This is a genomic window from Curtobacterium sp. VKM Ac-2852 (assembly GCF_013205045.1).
Classification (GTDB): domain Bacteria; phylum Actinomycetota; class Actinomycetes; order Actinomycetales; family Microbacteriaceae; genus Curtobacterium; species Curtobacterium flaccumfaciens.
Genome location: NZ_JABMLI010000002.1, coordinates 809,786 through 829,310, shown reverse-complemented (window position 1 = coordinate 829,310; position 19,525 = coordinate 809,786). Strand labels below are relative to the sequence as shown.

Genomic DNA, 19,525 nt, shown 5'->3' with positions numbered 1-19,525 from the left:
CAGTCAACCTCATGGCGTCGGTGGGGCGGTCACCGACGGTGCTGCGGATGTCCACGGAGCGATCGGGTTGCCGGACCAGCGGGAGCCCGTCGGTACCTGCTCGCCCCGCATCACGAGCGAGGACGGCCCGACGGTCGCCCCGGCACCGATGCCGGCCGCCGGCAGGACCACGCTGTGCGGCCCGAGGGTCGCACCCGCGTCGATCCGGACGGTGTCGAGCTGCATCACGCGGTCGTGGAACAGGTGCGTCTGCACGACCGTGCCCCGCGCCACCGACGCCCCGGAGCCGATGGTGACCAGGTCGGCCTCGGGCAGCCAGTACGTCTCGAGCCAGGTGCCGCGGCCGATCGTCGCACCGAGGCTCCGCAGCCAGACGGCCAGCGCGGGGGTGCCGGTGGCCTGCTCGGCGAACCACGGCCGGGCGACGGTCTCGACGAAGGTGTCCTGCACCTCGTTGCGCCACACGAACGACGACCACAGCGGGTGCTCCCGGGCGGTGATCCGGCCGACGAACGCCCACTTCGCGATCGTCGACACCACGGCGGCGACGGCACCGGCGGCGATGAGCACCGGCCCGGCGAGCAGCACCGTCCACCCGATCCCGACGACCGACCACAGCGCCAGCAGGGCTCCGGCCACGCCGAGCGCGATGGCGGCGGAGACCATCGGGGCCACCAGGCGCAGCAGCTCCCAGCAGCCGCGGGCGACCTTGAGCCGCCTGGACGGGCGGAACGTGCGCGCCTCGTCGAACTCCGTCGCCGCACGCCGCAGCCGCACCGGGGGCGACCCGAGCCACGACGACCCGCGCTTGGCCTTCTTCGGCACCGCGGACAGCACCGCCACCAGGGCCTCACGTGGCACCGAGCGTCCGGCACCCGTCATCCCGCTGTTGCCGAGGAACGCCCGACGGCCGACCTTCGAGCGACCGATCCGCACCCGACCGCCGCCGAGCTCGTACGTCGCCACCATCGTGTCGTCGGCCAGGAACGCCCCCGACGCGATCTGCGTCAACGCCGGGATGAGCAGCACCGTCGAGATCTCGGTGTCCCGACCGACCCGGGCACCGAGCAGCCGCAGCCACACCGGCGTCACGAGCGAGGCGTACAGCGGGAACAGCAGGGTGCGCGCCGCGTCGAGCACCCGCTCGGTCGACCACACCTGCCAGCCGATCCGGGAGCGCACCGGGTGCCGCCCCTCGTGCAGCCCGATGCCGAGCAGCCGCACCGAGACCACCACCAGCAGCGCGTACACCGCACCGGCGACGACCGTCGCCAGGGGGACCGTCACCAGCGCACGGAGCAGCGCGTCGCCCAGGGTCGACGCCCGCCCGACCAGGGCGAGGGCGACCAGCAGGCCGACCGCGACACCGACCACCGGCAACCCGGCCACGGCCAGGGACCCGGCCCCGTACGCGAGCAGCCAGCGTCGACGGGTCGCGGGACGGGCCTCCCGGTCGTCACGAGCCGACCCGGTGCGCTCCGCCGGCGCCCCCGCCCAGCGTTCGCCAGCGGGCACCGGGCCGCCGACGGCGGAACCCGCCGTGATCTCGGCACCCGCACCGACGTGCGCCCCCGGCAGCAGCGTCGTCCGGCTGCGCACCACGGCGTCCTCGTCGACACGGACGTGCCCCAGGTGGAACACGTCGCCGTCGAGCCAGTGCCCGGCCAGGTCGACCTCGGGCTCGATCGACGCACGCTTGCCGATCGTGAGCATCCCCGTCACCGGCGGCAACGTGTGCAGGTCGACGTCCCGGCCGATCCGCGCACCGAGTGCCCGGGCGTAGTAGCTGATCCACGGGGCACCCGCCGTCGACGGGCCGTCGACCGCCTCGGCGATCCGCTCGGCCAACCACACTCGCAGGTGCACGGAACCACCGCGGGGGTACGACCCCGGCCGCACCCCGGCGAGCAGCAGCCGCGCCAGCACCACCGTCAGCGCCATCTTGCCGATCGGCGTCACGAACACCAGGAGCGCCAGCACCAGCACCGGCCAGGGCAGCACCGGCAGGAACGGCAGCGTCGTCGCGTGCAGCACCGCAGCCACCAGCGCCGTCCACGTCAGCACCCGCAACCCCCGGAGGACCTGCACCGGCAGCCCGAGCAGCGTCATCAGCAACCCCGTCGCCGGAGGCACCGGCGTGACGTCACGCGACGACGCCTCGACCGGGCCGGACTCGTCCAGCGCCGCCGCCAACGCCCCGATCCGCGGGTGGTCGTACACGTCCGCCACCGTCGTCGTCGGGAACCGCTCGCGGATGGCCGACACCAGCTGCGCCGCCGTCAATGACCCACCGCCGTGCGCGAAGAAGTCGTCGTCCACGCTCGCCACCGGCACCCCCAGGATCGCCGCCCACCGCTCGGCGATCCACGCCACCGTGTCCGGCAGCATCGCCGCGTCCGAGGCCCCCGGCAACGGCCACGGCAGCGCCGCGCGGTCGACCTTGCCCGACGTCCGCGTCGGCAGCGACTCCACCACGGCCACCAACGGCACCAGCGCCGCCGGCAGCTCCTGCCGTAACCGGGCGTTCGCCGCAGCCACGTCCACCGTCGCCCCGGCCACCGGGGCCACGTACCCGACCAGCACCTGGTTGCCCGCCGTGGTCCGCTGCACCACCGCGGCACCACCCGCCACGTCGTCCAGGGCCTGCAACGCCGCATCGATCTCCCCGAGCTCGATCCGCCGGCCACCGAGCTTCACCTGGTCGTCCGCACGCCCCTGGAACACCAGCCCCTCGGGCTCGTACCGCACCAGGTCCCCGCTCCGGTACGCCCGCTCCCACCCGAGCTCCGGGAACGGCGCGTACTTCTCCGCGTCCTTCGCCGGGTCGAGGTACCGCCCCAGCCCGACCCCGCCGATCACGAGCTCACCGACGCCGCCCGGCTCCACCCGCTGTCCGGCACCGTCCACCACGGCGAGGTCCCACCCGTCCAGCGGCAACCCGATCCGGATCGGCTGGCTCCCGTCGAGCAGGGACCCGCACGCCACCACCGTCGCCTCGGTCGGCCCGTACGTGTTCCACACCTCACGGTCACGACTCGCGATGCGCGCCGCCAGCTCCGGCGGGCACGCCTCACCACCGAAGATCACCAGCCGCACCTGCTCCAGCGCATCGTCCGGCCACAACGCCGCCAGCGTCGGCACCGTCGACACCACCGTGATCGTGTGCGCGATGAGCCACGGCCCCAGGTCCACGCCCGTCCGCACCAAAGAACGGGGCGCCGGCACCAACGCGGCACCGTGCCCCCACGCCAACCACATCTCCTCGCACGACGCGTCGAACGCCACGCTCAGCCCCGCCAGCACCCGGTCACCCGGACCGATCGGCGCCGCCTGCAGGAACATCCGCGCCTCGGCGTCCACGAACGCCGCAGCACTGCGGTGCGTGACCGCCACACCCTTCGGCACCCCGGTCGACCCGGACGTGAAGATGATCCACGCGTCGTCGGTCTCGCGCGGGAGCTCGGCGCTCGCCGCGGGGTCCGTCACCGGCAGCTCCGTGCCGTCGCGGTCGCGCAGGACACCGCCCGCGCCGATCACCCCGACGACACCGGCCTCGCCGAACACCAGGGTGGCGCGCTCCTCGGGGTCGTCGGCGTCGACCGGCACGTACGCCGCTCCGGCGGCGAGGACGGCGAGGATCGACAGGTACAGGTCGCGCCCGCCGGAGGGGATCCGCACCCCGACCCGGTCACCCCGTCGGACACCGCGGCGGGCCAGGTCGTCGGCCTGCGCGCGCACGAGGTCGAGCAGGGCGGCGTAGTCGACACTGCCGGCGGGGTCCTCGAGGGCGGTCGCGTCCGAGTGGGTCGCCGCGGTCGCCGCCAGGACGTCGAACAGGGTCCGTGGGGCGGGTGCGTCGCCGCCGCGGGCGAGTTCGAGCTGCGCGTTCCCGGTTCCGATGGTCATCGAGGCCTCTTCCCGGTCGCGTGCGGGACGACCGGCCCGTGATCCTAGAGGGTCGAGGTGTCCTGCTCGGGAACGGACGGTGCCGCACCGGTCGCCTCGAGCGACGCACGTGCCGATTCGAGCGCCGCCGCGATCCCGATCGAGTCGTCCAGCGAGTGCACCGGCGACTCCGTGCGACCGTCCGCCACGTACTGCGCGAGCGCCGCCGCCTGCCACACCAGGCCCTGACGCCCCCGCAGCCCCGTCGGCTCCTCCCAGCGGTCCTCCCCACCCGGGTGGTGCACCGCGAACGACGCGGGGAACACGAAGTGGTCGGTGTACCGGACCGTGGCCCGGCTCCCGGCGATCACCGCCAGCCCCGGCGTCCACGCCGTCATCGACGTGGCCACCACCGCCTGCGCGCCACCCTCCGCCGTCGACACCGTGACGGACTGGAGGTCCACCCCGCGATCCGAGACCGCCCCCGTCGTGCTGCTGGTCACCGGGGCGCCGGTGGCGAAGCGTGCGAACCAGTGCCCGTACACACCGGCGTCGAGGAGGGCACCCCCGCCGGCGGCGGGGTCGAACATCCGGTCCGCCGGGTCCGGGTCGTGCGGCCAACCGACGTCGACCGTCGCGAGGCGGACGTCGCCGAGGACCCCGTCCGCGAGCAGACGGGCGACGACGGTGGTGCCCGGCAGGTACCGGGTCCACATCGCCTCCATCGCGAGGACACCCGCGGCCCGTGCGGCGTCGGCGAGGGTGCGGGTGTCCGCCGCCGAGGTCGTCATCGGCTTCTCGACGAGCACGTGCTTGCCGGCGGCGATCGCGAGCAGTGCGTGCCCGAGGTGCTGCGGGTGCGGCGAGGCGACGTAGACCACGTCGACGGCGGGGTCCGCCACGAGGGCCTCGTAGGAGCCGTGCACCCCGGGCACGCCGTGGCGGGCGGCGAAGGCCGCGGCACGCTCGGGGGAGCGGGAGCCCACGGCGACGACGCGCTGGTCGGAGTTCGCGTGCAGCGTCGTCGTGAAGTCGTTCGCGATCTCCCCGGGGCCGATCACACCCCACCGGAGCACGGGTCCGCCCCGCAGTGCGTGGACTCCGGGCACCGGGAACGTCATCGTCATGCCCGAACGCTACCGGGCAGGCGCGTTGCACGCCGTCGAGGCACCTAGCCACGAGACCGGCGAAGAACCCGGAGGAGTCTCAACGGGGAGAGGTCGCCGCAGGCGACATCGCGCGCAGCTGACTGAGCGAAGCGAAGACAACTGCTTGCGCGGAAATGTGACTGTGCCCCCAGGAGGATTCGAACCTCCGCCCCTGCCTCCGGAGGGCAGTGCTCTATCCCCTGAGCTATGGGGGCCAAGGGGTGTCAACAACCGTAGCAGGTCCGGCGGGTGGTCCTGGACAGCGCGTGTCGCGCCGTGGACGTGACGACGGGCGGCCTGGAGGCGCGGTGCGGGCCCGCCACGGGCCTCCCGTCCGCACCGTGCGTCCGTCGCGTTCCCGTGCGCGGTTCCGCATTCCGTGCGGCGCTGCGAGCCGCGCACCACGTGCGCAACCTCGCACCGGACGGCGGCCTCGCACCGTGCGCGGCCGCCGACGGCCTGGAGGCGCGGTGCGGGCCCGCCACGGGCCTCCCGTCCGCACCGTGCGTCGGTCGCGTTCCCGTGCGAGGTTCCGTGTCCCGTGCGGCGTTGCGAGCAGCGCACCACGTGCGCAACCTCGCACCGGACGGCGCCCTCGCACCGTGCGTGGCCGCCGCCGGGCTGGAGGCGCGGTGCGGGCCCGCCACGGGCCTCCCGTCCGCACCGTGCGAGCGTCGCGTTCCCGTGCGAAGTTCCGCATTCCGTGCGGCGCTGCGACCCGCGCACCACGTGCGCAACCTCGCACCGGACGGCGGCCTCGCACCGTGCGCGGCCGCAGCGCGGGTCAGCCCGCGGGCGTGGCCGTCGCCGACGCGGACGGCTGCAGCGCGGCCCGCACCGCGTCGACGACGGGCTGCGCCCCACCCGGCTCGGTGAACAGCGTCGACTGCGCGGTGATCCAGTACGGGTCGGCGAAGGCGTCCGCGCGGCCGACGTCGCCGCTCAGGGCGAAGTACCCCTCCACGCGGTAGGTGGGGACGGACCCGCCCCGCTCGTACAGAGCGTCCTTCAGGTTGGTGAGCGACTTCTCAGGCAGGTCGGCGACCGCGAGCGTGATCGCCGTGGCGTCCGAGTCGGTGCTGACGAACCGGCACACGCGACCCTGCTGCTTCGCGATGGTCGCAGCGGGGGAGCCCTTCGCGGGGGTGAAGGAGTCGTCGAGCTCGAAGGTCTGCCCGTACACCGACAGCGCGCTGGTCGGCAGGAGCTCCGCGCAGGTCTCGGACACCGGCTTGCCCGCCGGGGTCGCGGTGGCCGACGGGGTGCTGTCCCCGCCGCCCGAGCACCCGGCGAGCACGAGGGCTGCTGCGGTGGTGAGGGTGGCGACGGTGAGCGCCCGGGCACGGCTGCGGGGGGTCATCCCGACATGATGCTGCATCGACCGGTGCGGACCTGGGCGTCCCGGTAGGATCGGTCCTCGTGACTCCTGCCGAACTCTCCGCCGCGTACCTGTCGATCCTGACCGGGATCGTCGAGCGCCGAGGCGCGTCCGAGACCGTGACGATCGAGGAGTCCCACGTGGTGCTCGAGCGTCCGAAGAACCGCGCCCACGGCGACTGGGCCTCGAACGCCGCCATGCAGCTCGCGAAGCGGCTCGGCACGAACCCGCGCGAGCTCGCGACCGAGATCGCCGGCGAGCTGACCGAGCTCGACGGTGTGGACTCGGTCGACGTCGCCGGCCCCGGCTTCATCAACATCACGCTCGAGGCCGCCGCCGCGGGTGAGATCGCGCGCACCATCGTGGACGGCGGCGAGTCCTTCGGTACCGGCGACCTGTACGACGGCGTCCGGATCAACCTGGAGTTCGTCTCCGCCAACCCCACCGGCCCGATCCACATGGGCGGCGTGCGGTGGGCCGCAGTCGGCGACAGCCTGGCCCGCGTGTTCCAGGCGCAGGGCGGGCTCGTCACCCGCGAGTACTACTTCAACGACCACGGCGCGCAGATCGACCGCTTCGCCCGCTCCCTCGTCGCCAGCGCACTCGGTGAGCCCACGCCCGAGGACGGCTACGGCGGCGCCTACATCGCCGAGATCGCCGCACGGGTCATCGCGACCCTCGAGCCGGGCATCGACGTCCGCGAGCTGCCGCGCGACGAGGCGCAGGAGCTCTTCCGTCGCGAGGGCGTCGACTTCATGTTCGCGGACATCAAGTCGTCGCTGCACGACTTCGGCGTCGACTTCGACGTCTACTTCCACGAGAACGCCCTGCACGAGTCGAAGGCCGTCGAGCGTGCCATCGCCCGACTGCGGTCGGCCGGCGTGATGTACGAGGCCGAGGGCGCCGAGTGGCTGCGCACGACCGACTTCGGCGACGACCGCGACCGCGTCGTCATCAAGTCGGACGGCGAGCCCGCGTACATCGCCGGCGACCTGGCGTACTACCTCGACAAGCGCGAGCGCGGGTTCGAGCGGAACCTGATCATGCTCGGCGCCGACCACCACGGCTACGTCGGCCGCATGATGGCGATGTGCGCCGCGTTCGGGGACGAGCCGGGCAAGAACCTCGAGATCCTGATCGGGCAGATGGTCAACCTGCTCAAGGACGGCGAGCCGATGCGCATGTCGAAGCGCAACGGCACCATCGTCACGATGGAGGACCTCGTCGACGCCGTCGGTGTCGACGCCGGCCGGTACGCCCTGGTCCGTTTCGCCAGCGACACCGCGATCGACATCGACCTCGACCTGCTCACCAAGCGCACGAACGACAACCCCGTCTTCTACGTGCAGTACGCCCACGCCCGCACGCAGTCGGTGGCACGGAACGCCGCGGCGGCCGGGGTCGACCGGTCCGTGTTCGACGCCTCGCTGCTGACCCACGAGTCCGAGAGCGCGCTCCTCGGAGCCCTCGCCGAGTACCCGCGGGTGGTCCGGCACGCCGCCGAGCTGCGCGAGCCGCACCGCATCGCGCGGTACATCGAGCAGCTGGCCGGCCTGTACCACCGCTGGTACGACTCCTGCCGTGTCACACCCCTCGGTGACGAGCCCGTGACCGACCTGCACCGCACGCGCCTGTGGCTGAACGACGCCACCGGGCAGGTCGTCCGCAACGGCCTCGGCCTGCTCGGCGTGACGGCTCCGTCCCGCATGTAGCGATCGCCCCTTGCGCAAAACACCGGTGTTCGCGCACCGAACACCCGCATTCCGCGGTGTCGAGTGCGAACACCGGTGTTTTGCATCCCGGCCGCATCCCGGCCGCAGCTGGGCCGCAGCTGGGCCGCAGACCGGACTGGCAGGGTAGGACGCATGCCCGCAGCCACCGAACGCCCCACCACGCGCCGCCGCTGGCCCGTCGTCCTGCTCGTGGTCGTCGTCGTGCTCGCCGCCCTCGTCGTGATCGCCGAGTTCGTGCTGCGCGGCGTCGTCGACCGGATCATCGCCCAGCAGGTCGAGCAGTCGCTGCCGGACGGCACGACCGGCGAGGTCGCGGCCCACGCCGAGGGCATCGTCATCCCGCAGCTCATCAGCGGCACCCTCGACCGCGTCGAGATCTCCTCGGCGAAGCTCACGGTCGACGGCATCCCGCTCGCCGCCGACGTCACCGCGCAGGACGTCCCGGTGGACGGCAAGGGTGACGTCCGCGACGTCGACGGCACGGTCACCCTGGCGTCGTCGAGCGTCAAGGACCTGGCGAAGTACAGCCCGCTGTTCGACCGGCTGAACCTGTTCGACGGCGGCGTCGAACTGACGGGGTCGTCGTCGGTGCTCGGCTACGACATCACCTACGCGGCGAAGGGCGCCGTCGTCGCGCAGGACGACGGCCGCGGCATCACCATCACCCCGGAGAGCGTCCGGATCACGAACTCCGACCTCGGCCTCAAGGTCGACTCGATCCCGGGCGTCACCGGTGTCCCGGTGCAGGTCTGCACCGCGCAGTTCCTGCCCGAGGCGCTCCGGGTGCGCTCGCTCGACGTGTCGAAGTCGGACGCGACGGTCCGGATCACCGCGGACGCGCTGCCGCTCAACGAGGACGGCCTGCGGACCGTCGGCAGCTGCGGCTGAGCGGACGGGTGCGTAACGCGGCCTGGAGGAACGGCTCGCGTCGGTAGGATCGGGTCCCGTGAGCGAGAACCCCCTTGCACCGCCGCGGCTGCGGTTCCCGACGGACGCCTCCGCACTGGTGGGCCGCATCTGGCCCGCGTCCGCGACGCGGACCGACGACGGCACCCTGGCGATCGGCGGCATCAGCGCGACGGACCTGGTCGCGCAGTTCGGCACGCCCCTGTACGTCGTCGACGAGCGTGACGTCCAGTCCCGCGCCGTCCGCGTGCGGAACGCGTTCGCCGAGGCGTTCGAACGCATCGGCAGCCACGCGCACGTCTACTACGCCGGCAAGGCCTTCCTGACGACGCAGGTCGTCGCGTGGATGGCCGAGGCCGACCTGCGCGTCGACGTCTGCACCGCCGGTGAGCTCGCGGTCGCCCTGGCCGGCGGCATCGACCCCGGCCGGCTCGGCTTCCACGGCAACGACAAGTCCGACGCCGAGATCGCCCGCGCGGTCGAGGTCGGCATCGGCACGATCGTGCTCGACAGCCACGAAGAGGTGCAGCGCGTCGCCCGTGCCGCCGCCGACGCCGGGGTCGTGCAGCGCGTCCGCATCCGGATCAACACCGGCGTGCACGCGTCCACCCACGAGTACCTGGCGACCGCTCGCGAGGACCAGAAGTTCGGCATCCCGCTGTCCGAGGCCGTCGAGGCCTCGGCAGCCGTCCGCGCCGAGCCCTCGCTCGCCTTCGTCGGGCTGCACTCGCACATCGGTTCGCAGATCTTCGACGACGCCGGCTTCCGCGAGGCCGCACGCCGACTGATGGACGTGCACGCGACGCTCGTGGCCTCCGGTCCGGTGCCCGAGCTGAACCTCGGCGGCGGCTGGGGGATCGACTACACGGAGGCCGACTCGGCCTTCGCCCCCGAGGACGTCGCCGACGCACTGGCCACGATCATCGGCGAGGCCTGCGCCGAGCGCGGCATCCCGGTGCCGGACATCGCCGTCGAGCCGGGCCGCTACATCATCGGCCCGCCCGGGGTGACGCTCTACCGCGTCGGCACGATCAAGCCGGTCACGCTCGAGACCGACGACGGCGGCAGCGCGACCCGCACGTACGTCTCGGTCGACGGCGGGATGAGCGACAACATCCGTCCCGCCCTGTACGGCGCCGACTACACGGCCCGGCTCGCCCGCACCTCCGACGCCCCGCCGGTGCTGAGCCGCGTCGTCGGCAAGCACTGCGAGAGCGGCGACGTCGTGGTGAACGACGAGTACCTGCCCGGCGACGTGCAGCGCGGCGACCTGCTGGCCGTCGCGGCCACCGGTGCCTACTGCTGGGCGCTGTCGAGCAACTACAACCACGTGGGCCGCCCGCCGGTCGTCGCCGTCGCGGACGGCGCAGCCCGTATCCTCGTGCGGGGCGAGACGATCGACGACCTCCTCGCCCGTGACACCGGGGTCGCCGCCGCGCCCGCCGACGGCACCGGCCGCTGACCCCCGACCCGACCGGGTCCGCCCACCCCGCAGGGCGCACCCCCACCGACAGGAACCGCTACCAGATGATCGAATACCGCAACGTCCGTGTCGCGCTGCTCGGGGCCGGCTCGGTCGGTTCCCAGGTCGCGCGACTGCTCCTCGAGCACGGCGACGAGCTGGCCTCGCGCGCCGGTGCCGGGCTGGAGCTGGTCGGGATCGCCGTGCGCGACGTGGACTCACAGCGCGACGTCGACCTGCCGGCGGAGCTCTTCACCACGGACGCTGCATCGCTCATCCTCGGCGCGGACATCGTCGTCGAGCTCATCGGCGGCATCGAGCCGGCGCGCACCCTCGTGCTCCAGGCCCTGCAGTCCGGCGCGGACGTCGTCACCGGCAACAAGGCGCTGCTCGCGACCCACGGCCCGGAGCTCTTCGCCGCGGCCGAGCAGGTCGGCGCGCAGCTCTACTACGAGGCCGCAGTGGCCGGGGCGATCCCGATCATCCGTCCGCTGCACGACTCGCTCGCCGGTGACCGCATCGTCCGGATCATGGGCATCGTCAACGGCACCACGAACTTCATCCTCGACCTGATGGACCGCAAGGGCTCCACGTTCGAGGACGCCCTGGCCACCGCGACGGAGCTCGGGTACGCCGAGGCCGACCCGACCGCCGACGTCGAGGGCTACGACGCCGCGCAGAAGGCCGCGATCCTGGCCTCGCTGGCGTTCCACACCTCGGTGCCGCTCGCCGCCGTGCACCGCGAGGGCATCACCCACGTCACGATCGACCAGGTCCGCGCCGCCCGCAAGGCCGGCTACGTCGTGAAGATCCTGGCGACCGCCGAGCGTCTGACCGACGAGGACGGCCGCGAGGGCGTCAGCGCCCGCGTCTACCCGGCCCTCGTGCCCGAGTCGCACCCGCTCGCGAGCGTGCACGGTGCGAAGAACGCCGTGTTCGTCGAGGCCGAGGCCGCCGGTGACCTGATGTTCTACGGCGCGGGTGCCGGTGGCGTCGAGACGGCCTCGGCGGTCCTCGGCGACCTGGTCTCCGCGGCCCGTCGGCACGTCATCGGCGGCCCGGGGGTCGCCGAGTCGACGCAGTCCGAGCTGCCGGTGTTCCCGATCGGCACCGTCCGCACGAGCTACCAGATCACCCTGCACGTCACGGACGCCCCCGGCGTGCTGTCGACGGTCGCCGGCGTGCTCGCGAAGCACGGCGTCAGCGTCGAGACGGTCGAGCAGACCACCACCGGCGCAGCCGAGGGGACCGCGACGCTCGTCATCGGCACCCACCTGGCGCGTGAGGCCGACCTGGCGGACACCGTCGTCGCCCTCCGCGGCGAGGACGTCGTCCTGGACGTCACCAGCGTCCTGCGCGTCGTCGGTCGCTGACGCGACCACGGGCCTCCAGGCCGACCAGCAGGCTCACCGAGCCGAACCACCACCAGATCCACCCCACCGGACAGAGAGAGAAGCCTGATGGCCCACCAGTGGCAGGGAGTCCTGCGCGAGTACGCCGACCGACTCGACGTGACCGAGGCGACGCCCATCGTCACGCTGGGAGAGGGCGGCACGCCGCTCATCCCGGCTCGTCGGCTCTCCGAGCGCACCGGCGCCGAGGTCTACGTGAAGTTCGAGGGCATGAACCCGACGGGTTCGTTCAAGGACCGCGGCATGACGATGGCGATCTCGAAGGCCGTCGAGCACGGCGCGAAGGCCGTCATCTGCGCCTCGACCGGCAACACCAGCGCCTCGGCCGCCGCGTACGCCACGCACGCCGGCATCACCGCTGCGGTGCTCGTGCCCGAGGGCAAGATCGCCATGGGCAAGCTCAGCCAGGCCGTCGCCCACGACGCCCAGCTGCTGCAGGTGCAGGGCAACTTCGACGACTGCCTCGACATCGCCCGCGACCTGGCGGCGAACTACCCGGTGCACCTCGTCAACTCCGTCAACAACGACCGCATCGAGGGGCAGAAGACCGCCGCGTTCGAGGTCGTCGACGTCCTCGGTGACGCACCGGACTTCCACTTCCTGCCCGTCGGCAACGCGGGCAACTACACCGCGTACTCGCGCGGCTACCGCGAGGACGTCGCCGCCGGCCGCAGCACCAAGCTGCCCCGCATGTTCGGGTTCCAGGCCGCCGGTTCCGCCCCGATCGTGCACGGCGAGGTCGTCCGGCACCCCGACACCATCGCGTCGGCGATCCGGATCGGCAACCCGGCCTCGTGGCAGTTCGCGCTCGAGGCGCAGCAGGAGACCGACGGCTACTTCGGTGCCATCACCGACGAGGCCATCCTCGCGGCGCACCGCATCCTGTCGGCCGAGGTCGGCGTGTTCGTCGAGCCCGCATCGGCCATCGGTGTCGCCGGGCTGCTCGAGCGTGCCGACGCCGGTGTCGTGCCGAAGGGCGCGAAGGTCGTCATCACGGTCACGGGCCACGGCCTGAAGGACCCGCAGTGGGCCCTCCGCACGCCGGACGGCGGCGAGGTCACCCCGACGAGCGTGCCGGTCGACACGAAGTCGATCGCCGACGTGCTCGGTCTGGTCAGCGAGCAGTGATCTCCGACCGCTCGTCCGGACCGGGTGAGGGCATGACCGCCCGCAGTGCTGTACCGGCCGGACGGGCGGTCCGTGCGCTGCCGACCGGATCGGCGGTGCGCGTCCGGGTGCCGGCCACGTCGGCGAACCTCGGCCCCGGCTTCGACTCGCTCGGCCTCGCGCTCTCGCTCTACGACGAGGTCGTGGTGCGCGTCCGCCGCGAACCCGGCGCGACCGTCACCGTCGAGGGCGTCGGTGCCGGCGAGGTCGCCACGGACGACACGAACCTCGTCGTCCGTGCGGTCCGCCGGGGCCTGGAGCACGCCGGTGTCGACCAGCCCGGACTCGAGCTGCACGCCACGAACGCGATCCCGCACGGCCGCGGTCTCGGTTCCTCCGCCGCGGCGATCGTCGCCGGGCTGATGGCTGCCCGCGGTCTGCTCGAGGGCATCGTCGACCTGGACGCCTCGACGCTCCTGACCCTGGCCACCGAGATGGAGGGCCACCCGGACAACGTCGCGCCGGCGCTCTTCGGCGGCCTGACGATCGCGTGGATGACCGCCGAGGGCCCGGCCTACAAGCGGCTCCTGGTACACCGCGGTGTCGCCCCGGTGGTGTTCGTGCCGACCTCGACGCTCTCGACCAAGCTCGCGCGCTCCCTGCAGCCAGAGCAGGTCCCGCACGCCGACGCCGCCTTCAACGTCTCCCGCTCGGCGCTGCTCGTCGCGGCGCTCATCCAGAGCCCCGAGCTGCTGCTCGCCGCGACCGAGGACCGGCTGCACCAGGCGTACCGTGCCAGCGCCATGCCCGAGACCGACGCCCTGATCCGGTTGCTCCGGCAGCACGGCCTCGCCGCGGTGGTCTCCGGTGCCGGGCCGAGCCTGCTCGTCCTCGGCAGCGATCCGGCACAGCGCCTGACCGCCGCCGAACTGGTGCAGCGACACGCCGAATCCGACTGGCGGCCGCTCATGCTGGCCGTCGATCTCGGTGGTGCTACAGTGGCAGCGCACTCGGCGCTCGAAGCCGAACCCGCGTAACCGTACGGATCGCTCGTCCTCAGGACAGCTCCTGCGACGTCGCAGGGTCCGGTGCGCGAGTGTGCATCTCTTTCTGATCACCGAATCCCGATCCGTCGTCTGAACGGCGGTCGATGCTCACCCTGCATCCGGGACGGTGGAAACTCTCCGCGTTCTGCGGTTCGAAAGGAAACACCGACCTTGACCGACAACAACTCCGCCCAGGTGGAGATCCCCAGCGACCTGCGTGCCCTCCGTCTCCCGGAGCTCCAGCGCATCGCCTCCTCGCTCGGCATCACCGGGCTCTCCAAGCTCCGGAAGGGCGACCTGATCGCCTCCATCGAGGACAAGCGTCCCGTCGACGAGACGCCGGCTGCCCCGGCCGCCGCCGTCGTCGCCGAGACCCCCGCCGAGCCGGCCGCCACCGAGCAGCCGACCCTGCCGGAGCCCGCCGAGACCCCCGCGCAGCCCGCTGCCGAGGCACCCGTCGCCGACTCCGAGGCACCCGCCGAGTCAGCAGCCCCGAGCCGTGCCCGTCGTTCGCGCCGCGCGTCGTCCGGTGGCACCGTGAACGCTGCGCCGACCTCGGCCGCCGAGCACACCAACCACGGCCAGACCGGCACCGAGGACCTCCTCGCCGGGCTCGACCAGGTCCGCGCCGAGAAGGACGCCCAGGAAGCCGCGCAGTCCGGCTCGCAGCGCCGTGGCCGAGGCCAGCGGAACGCCGAGCAGCGTGGCACCGAGCAGGGCCAGCAGGCGTCGACACCCGCCGAGGCCGAGCAGCCGAGCCAGGCGGCCCAGCAGGGCCAGCAGGCCCCGACGTCCGCCGTCCAGGCCGACCAGGACCAGAACGAGTCCGGCGACCAGAACGACCAGGGCGACCAGAACTCCGAGCAGGGCGAGGGCGGCTCGCGTCGCGGTCGTCGCAGCCGTGGTCGCGGTCGTGGCCGTGGGCAGAACGCCGAGAACGGCGAGCAGCAGAACGGGGCCGACCAGCAGAACGGCGGCCAGAATGGCGGCCAGAACGCCGGCCAGCAGAAGCAGAACGGCGCCGACCAGCAGAACCAGCCGAAGCAGAACGGCGGCGAGCAGCAGAACGGCCAGCAGAACGGCGGCCAGAAGCAGAACGACCAGCCGAAGCAGGCCGAGGCCAAGCAGGACGACAAGGCCGACCAGAAGCAGCAGCAGAACGCCGGTCAGCAGAAGCAGCAGACCAGCGGCCAGCAGAAGCAGCAGCAGCAACAGCACGCTGACGAGGCCGAGAGCGGCCGCAGCCGTCGCCAGCGCGACCGCAAGCGCGGCCGTGGCGGCCAGAACGACGACTTCGAGCCCGAGGTCACCGAGGACGACGTCCTGATCCCGATCGCGGGCATCCTCGACGTCCTCGACAACTACGCGTTCGTCCGCACCACCGGGTACCTGCCGGGCCCGAGCGACGTCTACGTCTCCCTCGGCCAGGTGAAGAAGTACCACCTGCGCAAGGGCGACGCCGTCGTCGGTTCGATCAAGCAGCCGCGTGACGGCGAGCAGCAGAGCCGCCAGAAGTACAACGCGCTCGTCGCCGTCGAGTCGATCAACGGCCAGTCCGCCGACGAGGCCGCGGCCCGCGTCGACTTCAACGACCTCACCCCGCTGTACCCGAACGAGCGCCTGCGCCTCGAGACGGAGCCGGGCAAGCTGTCGACCCGCATCATCGACCTCGTGTCGCCGATCGGCAAGGGCCAGCGCGGTCTCATCGTGTCCCCGCCGAAGGCCGGCAAGACCGTCGTGCTGCAAGCCATCGCGAACGCCGTCGCCAAGAACAACCCCGAGGCGCACCTGATGGTCGTCCTCGTCGACGAGCGGCCCGAAGAGGTCACCGACATGCAGCGCACGGTGAAGGGCGAGGTCATCGCCTCGACCTTCGACCGTCCCGCCGAGGACCACACCACCGTCGCCGAGCTCGCCATCGAGCGTGCGAAGCGCCTGGTGGAGCTGGGCCACGACGTCGTGCTCCTGCTCGACTCGATCACCCGCCTGGGCCGTGCGTACAACCTGTCGACCCCGCCGTCGGGCCGCGTGCTCTCCGGTGGCGTCGACTCGGCGGCGCTGTATCCGCCGAAGCGCTTCTTCGGTGCCGCGCGCAACATCGAGGACGGTGGCTCGCTGACCATCCTCGCGACCGCGCTCGTCGAGACCGGCTCCAAGATGGACGAGGTCATCTTCGAGGAGTTCAAGGGCACCGGCAACATGGAGCTCCGCCTGAACCGCCACCTCGCCGACAAGCGGATCTTCCCCGCCGTCGACGTGAACGCCTCTGGTACCCGTCGCGAGGAGCAGCTGCTCTCCGCCGACGAGGTCAAGATCACCTGGCGTCTGCGCCGGGCCCTCGCCGGGCTCGACCCGCAGCAGGCCCTCGAGATCGTGCTGCGGAACCTCAAGGAGACGCAGTCGAACGTCGAGTTCCTGGTGCAGGTGCAGAAGTCGGTCCCCACGACCGGCGCCCACCACAACGGTCACCAGGAGTAACGCGTGTTCGAGTCGGTAGCGGGGCTGCTGGCGGAACACGAGGACCTGACGCAGCAGCTGTCGGACCCCGCGCTCCACGCCGATGCGGCCCGGGCGAAGAAGGTGAACCGGCGGTACGCCGAGCTCAACCAGATCAAGTCCGCGTACGAGGCCTGGCAGGCGGCGGGGGACGACCTCGCCGCCGCCCAGGAACTCGCGCGTGAAGACGCGGCGTTCGCGGACGAGGTCCCCGGGCTCGAGGAGCAGCTGTCGGAGCGCCAGGAGCGTCTCCGCCGGCTGCTCATCCCGCGCGACCCCGACGACGGCCGTGACGTCATCATGGAGATCAAGGGCGGCGAGGGCGGCGAGGAATCGGCGCTGTTCGCGGCCGATCTGCTGCGCATGTACTCGCACTACGCCGAGACCAAGGGCTGGAAGGTCGAGCTCCTCGAGCGCACCGAGTCCGACCTGGGTGGCTACAAGGACGTCCAGGTCGCGATCAAGTCGAACACGACCGATCCGTCCCAGGGCGTCTGGGCGCACCTGAAGTACGAGGGCGGTGTGCACCGCGTCCAGCGGGTGCCGCAGACCGAGTCGCAGGGGCGCATCCACACCTCGACCACCGGTGTGCTGGTGTTCCCCGAGGTGGACGAGCCCGAAGAGGTCCAGATCAACCAGAACGACCTCAAGATCGACGTCTACCGGTCCTCCGGCCCTGGCGGGCAGTCCGTGAACACGACGGACTCCGCGGTCCGCATCACCCACCTGCCCACGGGCATCACGGTGGCGATGCAGAACGAGAAGTCGCAGCTGCAGAACCGCGAGGCCGGCATGCGCGTGCTCCGCGCACGCATCCTCGCGCGGCAGCAGGAGGAGCTCGACGCGATCGCCTCGGACGCGCGCAAGTCGCAGATCCGCGGGATGGACCGTTCGGAGCGCATCCGCACGTACAACTTCCCGGAGAACCGGATCGCGGACCACCGCACCGGCTACAAGGCGTACGACCTCGACCGCGTGATGAACGGTGCCCTCGAGCCCGTCATCCAGTCCGCCATCCAGGCGGACGAAGAGGCACGTCTGGCCGCCATCGGCGACCAGGACGCGTAACCGCACACCCAGCCTGGAGGCCCGGATCACCGCCGACACGCCCCTCACGTACGCCGCGGATCGCCTGCTCGAGCAGGCGACCGCGGCGCTCGTCGCCGTCGGCGTCCCGACGCCACGGGTCGACGCCGAGCTGCTGCTCGCGTGGGCGACCGACACCTCGCGCGGTGCCGTCCAGGCCCGTGCGCTCATCGGTGGCGGCATCGCACCGGAGCACGTCGAGCGCTTCCGGCACGCCGTCGCGCGCCGGGCCACCCGTGAGCCGCTGCAGCACATCACCGGGCAGGCGTACTTCCGCGCGCTCACCCTGGCCGTCGGACCGGGCGTGTTCGTGCCCCGTCCGGAGACCGAGAGCGTCGTGCAGTTCGGCATCGACGCACTGCGGGCGACCGCGGTCCCCGAGCCGATCGCCGTGGACCTGGGCTCCGGCAGCGGTGCGATCGCGATCGCGATGGACACCGAGGTGCCGAACGCCGTGGTCTACGCCGTCGAGCGGTCGGCCGAGGCCCTGCCGTGGACCCGGCGGAACGTCGACGCCCACGGTGGCACGGTCCGACTCGTCGAGGGCGACCTCGCCGACGCGCTGCCGGAGCTCGACGGCACCGTGTCCGTCGTCGTGTCGAACCCGCCGTACGTGCCGGACGACGCGATCCCGATCGACCCCGAGGTCCGCGACCACGACCCGGCGATGGCCCTCTACGGCGGTCCCGACGGCCTCGACGCCGTTCGTGCTCTCGCCGAGACGGCCTGGCGGTTGCTGGTGCCCGGGGGAGTCCTGGTCGTCGAGCACGCCGAGCCGCAGGGCGCCGGCGTGCGGCAGGTCCTGGCGCGCCGGGGGTTCCGCACCCCGGAGACGCACGTCGACCTGACGGGGCGCGACCGCACGACCACCGCGACGCGCTAGCCGGAGCCGAGCCGCACCTCCCGTCGCTCGGCCGGGCGTGCGTGTGCGTTTGCCGGGTGGATCCGGGCGTACCTGATGGGATCGGGCGTACCGGGTCGTTCGGAATGACCAGGTATGCCCGTTCCTGCTTTCCAGCGCGACCGCGATGGGAAGGAGCGGGCGTGGCGGGCGTGGGGCGGGCCTCCCGTCGCTCGGCCGCGCGTGCGTGTGGTGGATCCGGGCGTACCTGGTGGGATCGGGCGTACCGGGTCGTTCGGAATGACCAGGTATGCCCGTTCCCGCTTTCCAGCGCGACCGCGATGGGAAGGAACGGGCGTGGCGGGCTACGCGACGGGGGAGGCCTCGCGCTGCTGCGCCGCGACGAAGGCGCGGACGTGCTCGCGCAGGTCGGTGTCGTGCTCGACCAGGACCGCGTGGATGCCGATGCTCCGCGCTCCCGCGACGTTCTCGGGCATGTCGTCGGCGAAGAACGTGCGCTCCGCGGGGACTCCGTGGTGCGCGACCGCACGCCGGAAGACCTCGGGCTCGGGCTTCCGGGCACCGAAGTTGCTCGACGTGTCCAGGTGTTCGCCGAAGACCTCGGGCAGGGACGGCGCCCACTCGTGGATCCAGCGGCCGGCCAGCGGACCGTTGTTCGTGAGCAGCCCGACACGCCCGTGCTCGCTCGCGATCCGGACGGCCTCGATGCGTTCCGGCAGCTCGGTCATGGCGGATCCGCGGATCCGGGCCCAGTCGGCCTCGGGGACGTCGCACTCCATCGCGCGCTCGAACGCGGCCAGGTACTCGTCGCCGTCGGCGAACCCACCGGCCTCGGCACGCATCTCGTGTCCGCAGTCCCACCAGCGGCGACGGAGCTCCTGGAACTCGTGTCCGGTGAACTCGGAGAGTGCGGCCATGCGCACCTGCCAGTCGTACCGGACCAGGACGTCGTCCATGTCGAAGAGGAACAGGAGCGGGGGTGCGGGCGTCTCGTTCACGATGTC

General features: G+C 72.4%; 13 protein-coding genes and 1 tRNA gene. 9 read left to right on the top strand and 5 right to left on the bottom strand.

The window, feature by feature from the left end; all coding sequences use genetic code 11:
• Positions 1-9: 9 nt before the first annotated feature.
• The 4 genes from HQQ79_RS10305 to HQQ79_RS10290 form a co-directional block, all read right to left on the bottom strand.
• Positions 10-3,906 carry a Pls/PosA family non-ribosomal peptide synthetase gene (locus HQQ79_RS10305; RefSeq protein WP_173034072.1) on the bottom strand — a complete coding sequence of 1,299 codons (3,897 nt, stop codon included), beginning with the start codon at positions 3,904-3,906 and terminating at the stop codon, positions 10-12.
• A 44-nt stretch (positions 3,907-3,950) separates the two neighbouring features.
• Positions 3,951-5,012, bottom strand: coding sequence for a Gfo/Idh/MocA family protein (locus HQQ79_RS10300; RefSeq protein ID WP_254066185.1), 1,062 nt, complete (start codon positions 5,010-5,012; stop codon positions 3,951-3,953).
• A 164-nt stretch (positions 5,013-5,176) separates the two neighbouring features.
• Positions 5,177-5,248: transfer RNA gene (locus tag HQQ79_RS10295), tRNA-Arg, on the bottom strand.
• A 569-nt stretch (positions 5,249-5,817) separates the two neighbouring features.
• The gene (locus HQQ79_RS10290; RefSeq protein WP_173034070.1) at positions 5,818-6,393 is read right to left on the bottom strand and encodes a hypothetical protein; all 576 of its coding nucleotides are present in this window, start codon (positions 6,391-6,393) and stop codon (positions 5,818-5,820) included.
• A gap of 59 nt (positions 6,394-6,452) precedes the next feature.
• Here HQQ79_RS10290 and argS point away from each other — a divergent pair, with 59 nt between their 5' ends.
• The 9 genes from argS to prmC all read left to right on the top strand — a co-directional run bounded on the left by argS (position 6,453) and on the right by prmC (position 18,542).
• A complete protein-coding gene (argS, locus tag HQQ79_RS10285) occupies positions 6,453-8,123 on the top strand; it encodes an arginine--tRNA ligase (protein WP_173034068.1) in 1,671 nt (556 codons plus the stop codon).
• Positions 8,124-8,276: 153 nt separating this feature from the next.
• A complete protein-coding gene (locus HQQ79_RS10280; RefSeq protein ID WP_173034066.1) occupies positions 8,277-9,032 on the top strand; it encodes an LmeA family phospholipid-binding protein in 756 nt (251 codons plus the stop codon).
• Positions 9,033-9,090: 58 nt separating this feature from the next.
• The gene (gene lysA / locus HQQ79_RS10275; protein ID WP_173034064.1) at positions 9,091-10,512 is read left to right on the top strand and encodes a diaminopimelate decarboxylase; all 1,422 of its coding nucleotides are present in this window, start codon (positions 9,091-9,093) and stop codon (positions 10,510-10,512) included.
• Positions 10,513-10,577: 65 nt separating this feature from the next.
• A complete protein-coding gene (locus HQQ79_RS10270; protein ID WP_173034062.1) occupies positions 10,578-11,885 on the top strand; it encodes a homoserine dehydrogenase in 1,308 nt (435 codons plus the stop codon).
• An 87-nt stretch (positions 11,886-11,972) separates the two neighbouring features.
• The gene (gene thrC / locus HQQ79_RS10265) at positions 11,973-13,052 is read left to right on the top strand and encodes a threonine synthase (protein ID WP_027465789.1); all 1,080 of its coding nucleotides are present in this window, start codon (positions 11,973-11,975) and stop codon (positions 13,050-13,052) included.
• Positions 13,053-13,084: 32 nt separating this feature from the next.
• Positions 13,085-14,068, top strand: a complete 984-nt coding sequence (thrB, locus tag HQQ79_RS10260) for a homoserine kinase (protein ID WP_051596800.1) — start codon at positions 13,085-13,087, stop codon at positions 14,066-14,068.
• 180 nt (positions 14,069-14,248) lie between these two features.
• Positions 14,249-16,555 carry a transcription termination factor Rho gene (gene rho / locus HQQ79_RS10255; protein WP_173034060.1) on the top strand — a complete coding sequence of 769 codons (2,307 nt, stop codon included), beginning with the start codon at positions 14,249-14,251 and terminating at the stop codon, positions 16,553-16,555.
• A 3-nt stretch (positions 16,556-16,558) separates the two neighbouring features.
• Positions 16,559-17,641, top strand: coding sequence for a peptide chain release factor 1 (gene prfA / locus HQQ79_RS10250; protein ID WP_017885756.1), 1,083 nt, complete (start codon positions 16,559-16,561; stop codon positions 17,639-17,641).
• Positions 17,642-17,705: 64 nt separating this feature from the next.
• Positions 17,706-18,542 carry a peptide chain release factor N(5)-glutamine methyltransferase gene (gene prmC, locus HQQ79_RS10245; RefSeq protein WP_173034356.1) on the top strand — a complete coding sequence of 279 codons (837 nt, stop codon included), beginning with the start codon at positions 17,706-17,708 and terminating at the stop codon, positions 18,540-18,542.
• Between the two features lie 323 nt (positions 18,543-18,865).
• On the opposite strand, the gene HQQ79_RS19170 is transcribed toward prmC, so the two are convergent.
• Positions 18,866-19,519: an HAD family phosphatase gene (locus HQQ79_RS19170; protein WP_173034058.1), complete on the bottom strand. Its 654-nt coding sequence runs from the start codon at positions 19,517-19,519 to the stop codon at positions 18,866-18,868.
• Positions 19,520-19,525 lie beyond the last annotated feature (6 nt).

What these genes read in the sequence shown, in the direction of transcription:
- HQQ79_RS10305 (WP_173034072.1), bottom strand. Translation starts at nt 3,906, where the DNA reads ATGACCATCGGAACCGGGAACGCGCAGCTCGAACTCGCCCGCGGCGGC.
- HQQ79_RS10290 (WP_173034070.1), bottom strand. Translation starts at nt 6,393, where the DNA reads ATGACCCCCCGCAGCCGTGCCCGGGCGCTCACCGTCGCCACCCTCACC.
- HQQ79_RS10300 (WP_254066185.1), bottom strand. Translation starts at nt 5,012, where the DNA reads ATGACGATGACGTTCCCGGTGCCCGGAGTCCACGCACTGCGGGGCGGA.
- thrB (WP_051596800.1), top strand. Translation starts at nt 13,085, where the DNA reads ATGACCGCCCGCAGTGCTGTACCGGCCGGACGGGCGGTCCGTGCGCTG.
- HQQ79_RS10270 (WP_173034062.1), top strand. Translation starts at nt 10,578, where the DNA reads ATGATCGAATACCGCAACGTCCGTGTCGCGCTGCTCGGGGCCGGCTCG.
- thrC (WP_027465789.1), top strand. Translation starts at nt 11,973, where the DNA reads ATGGCCCACCAGTGGCAGGGAGTCCTGCGCGAGTACGCCGACCGACTC.
- HQQ79_RS10280 (WP_173034066.1), top strand. Translation starts at nt 8,277, where the DNA reads ATGCCCGCAGCCACCGAACGCCCCACCACGCGCCGCCGCTGGCCCGTC.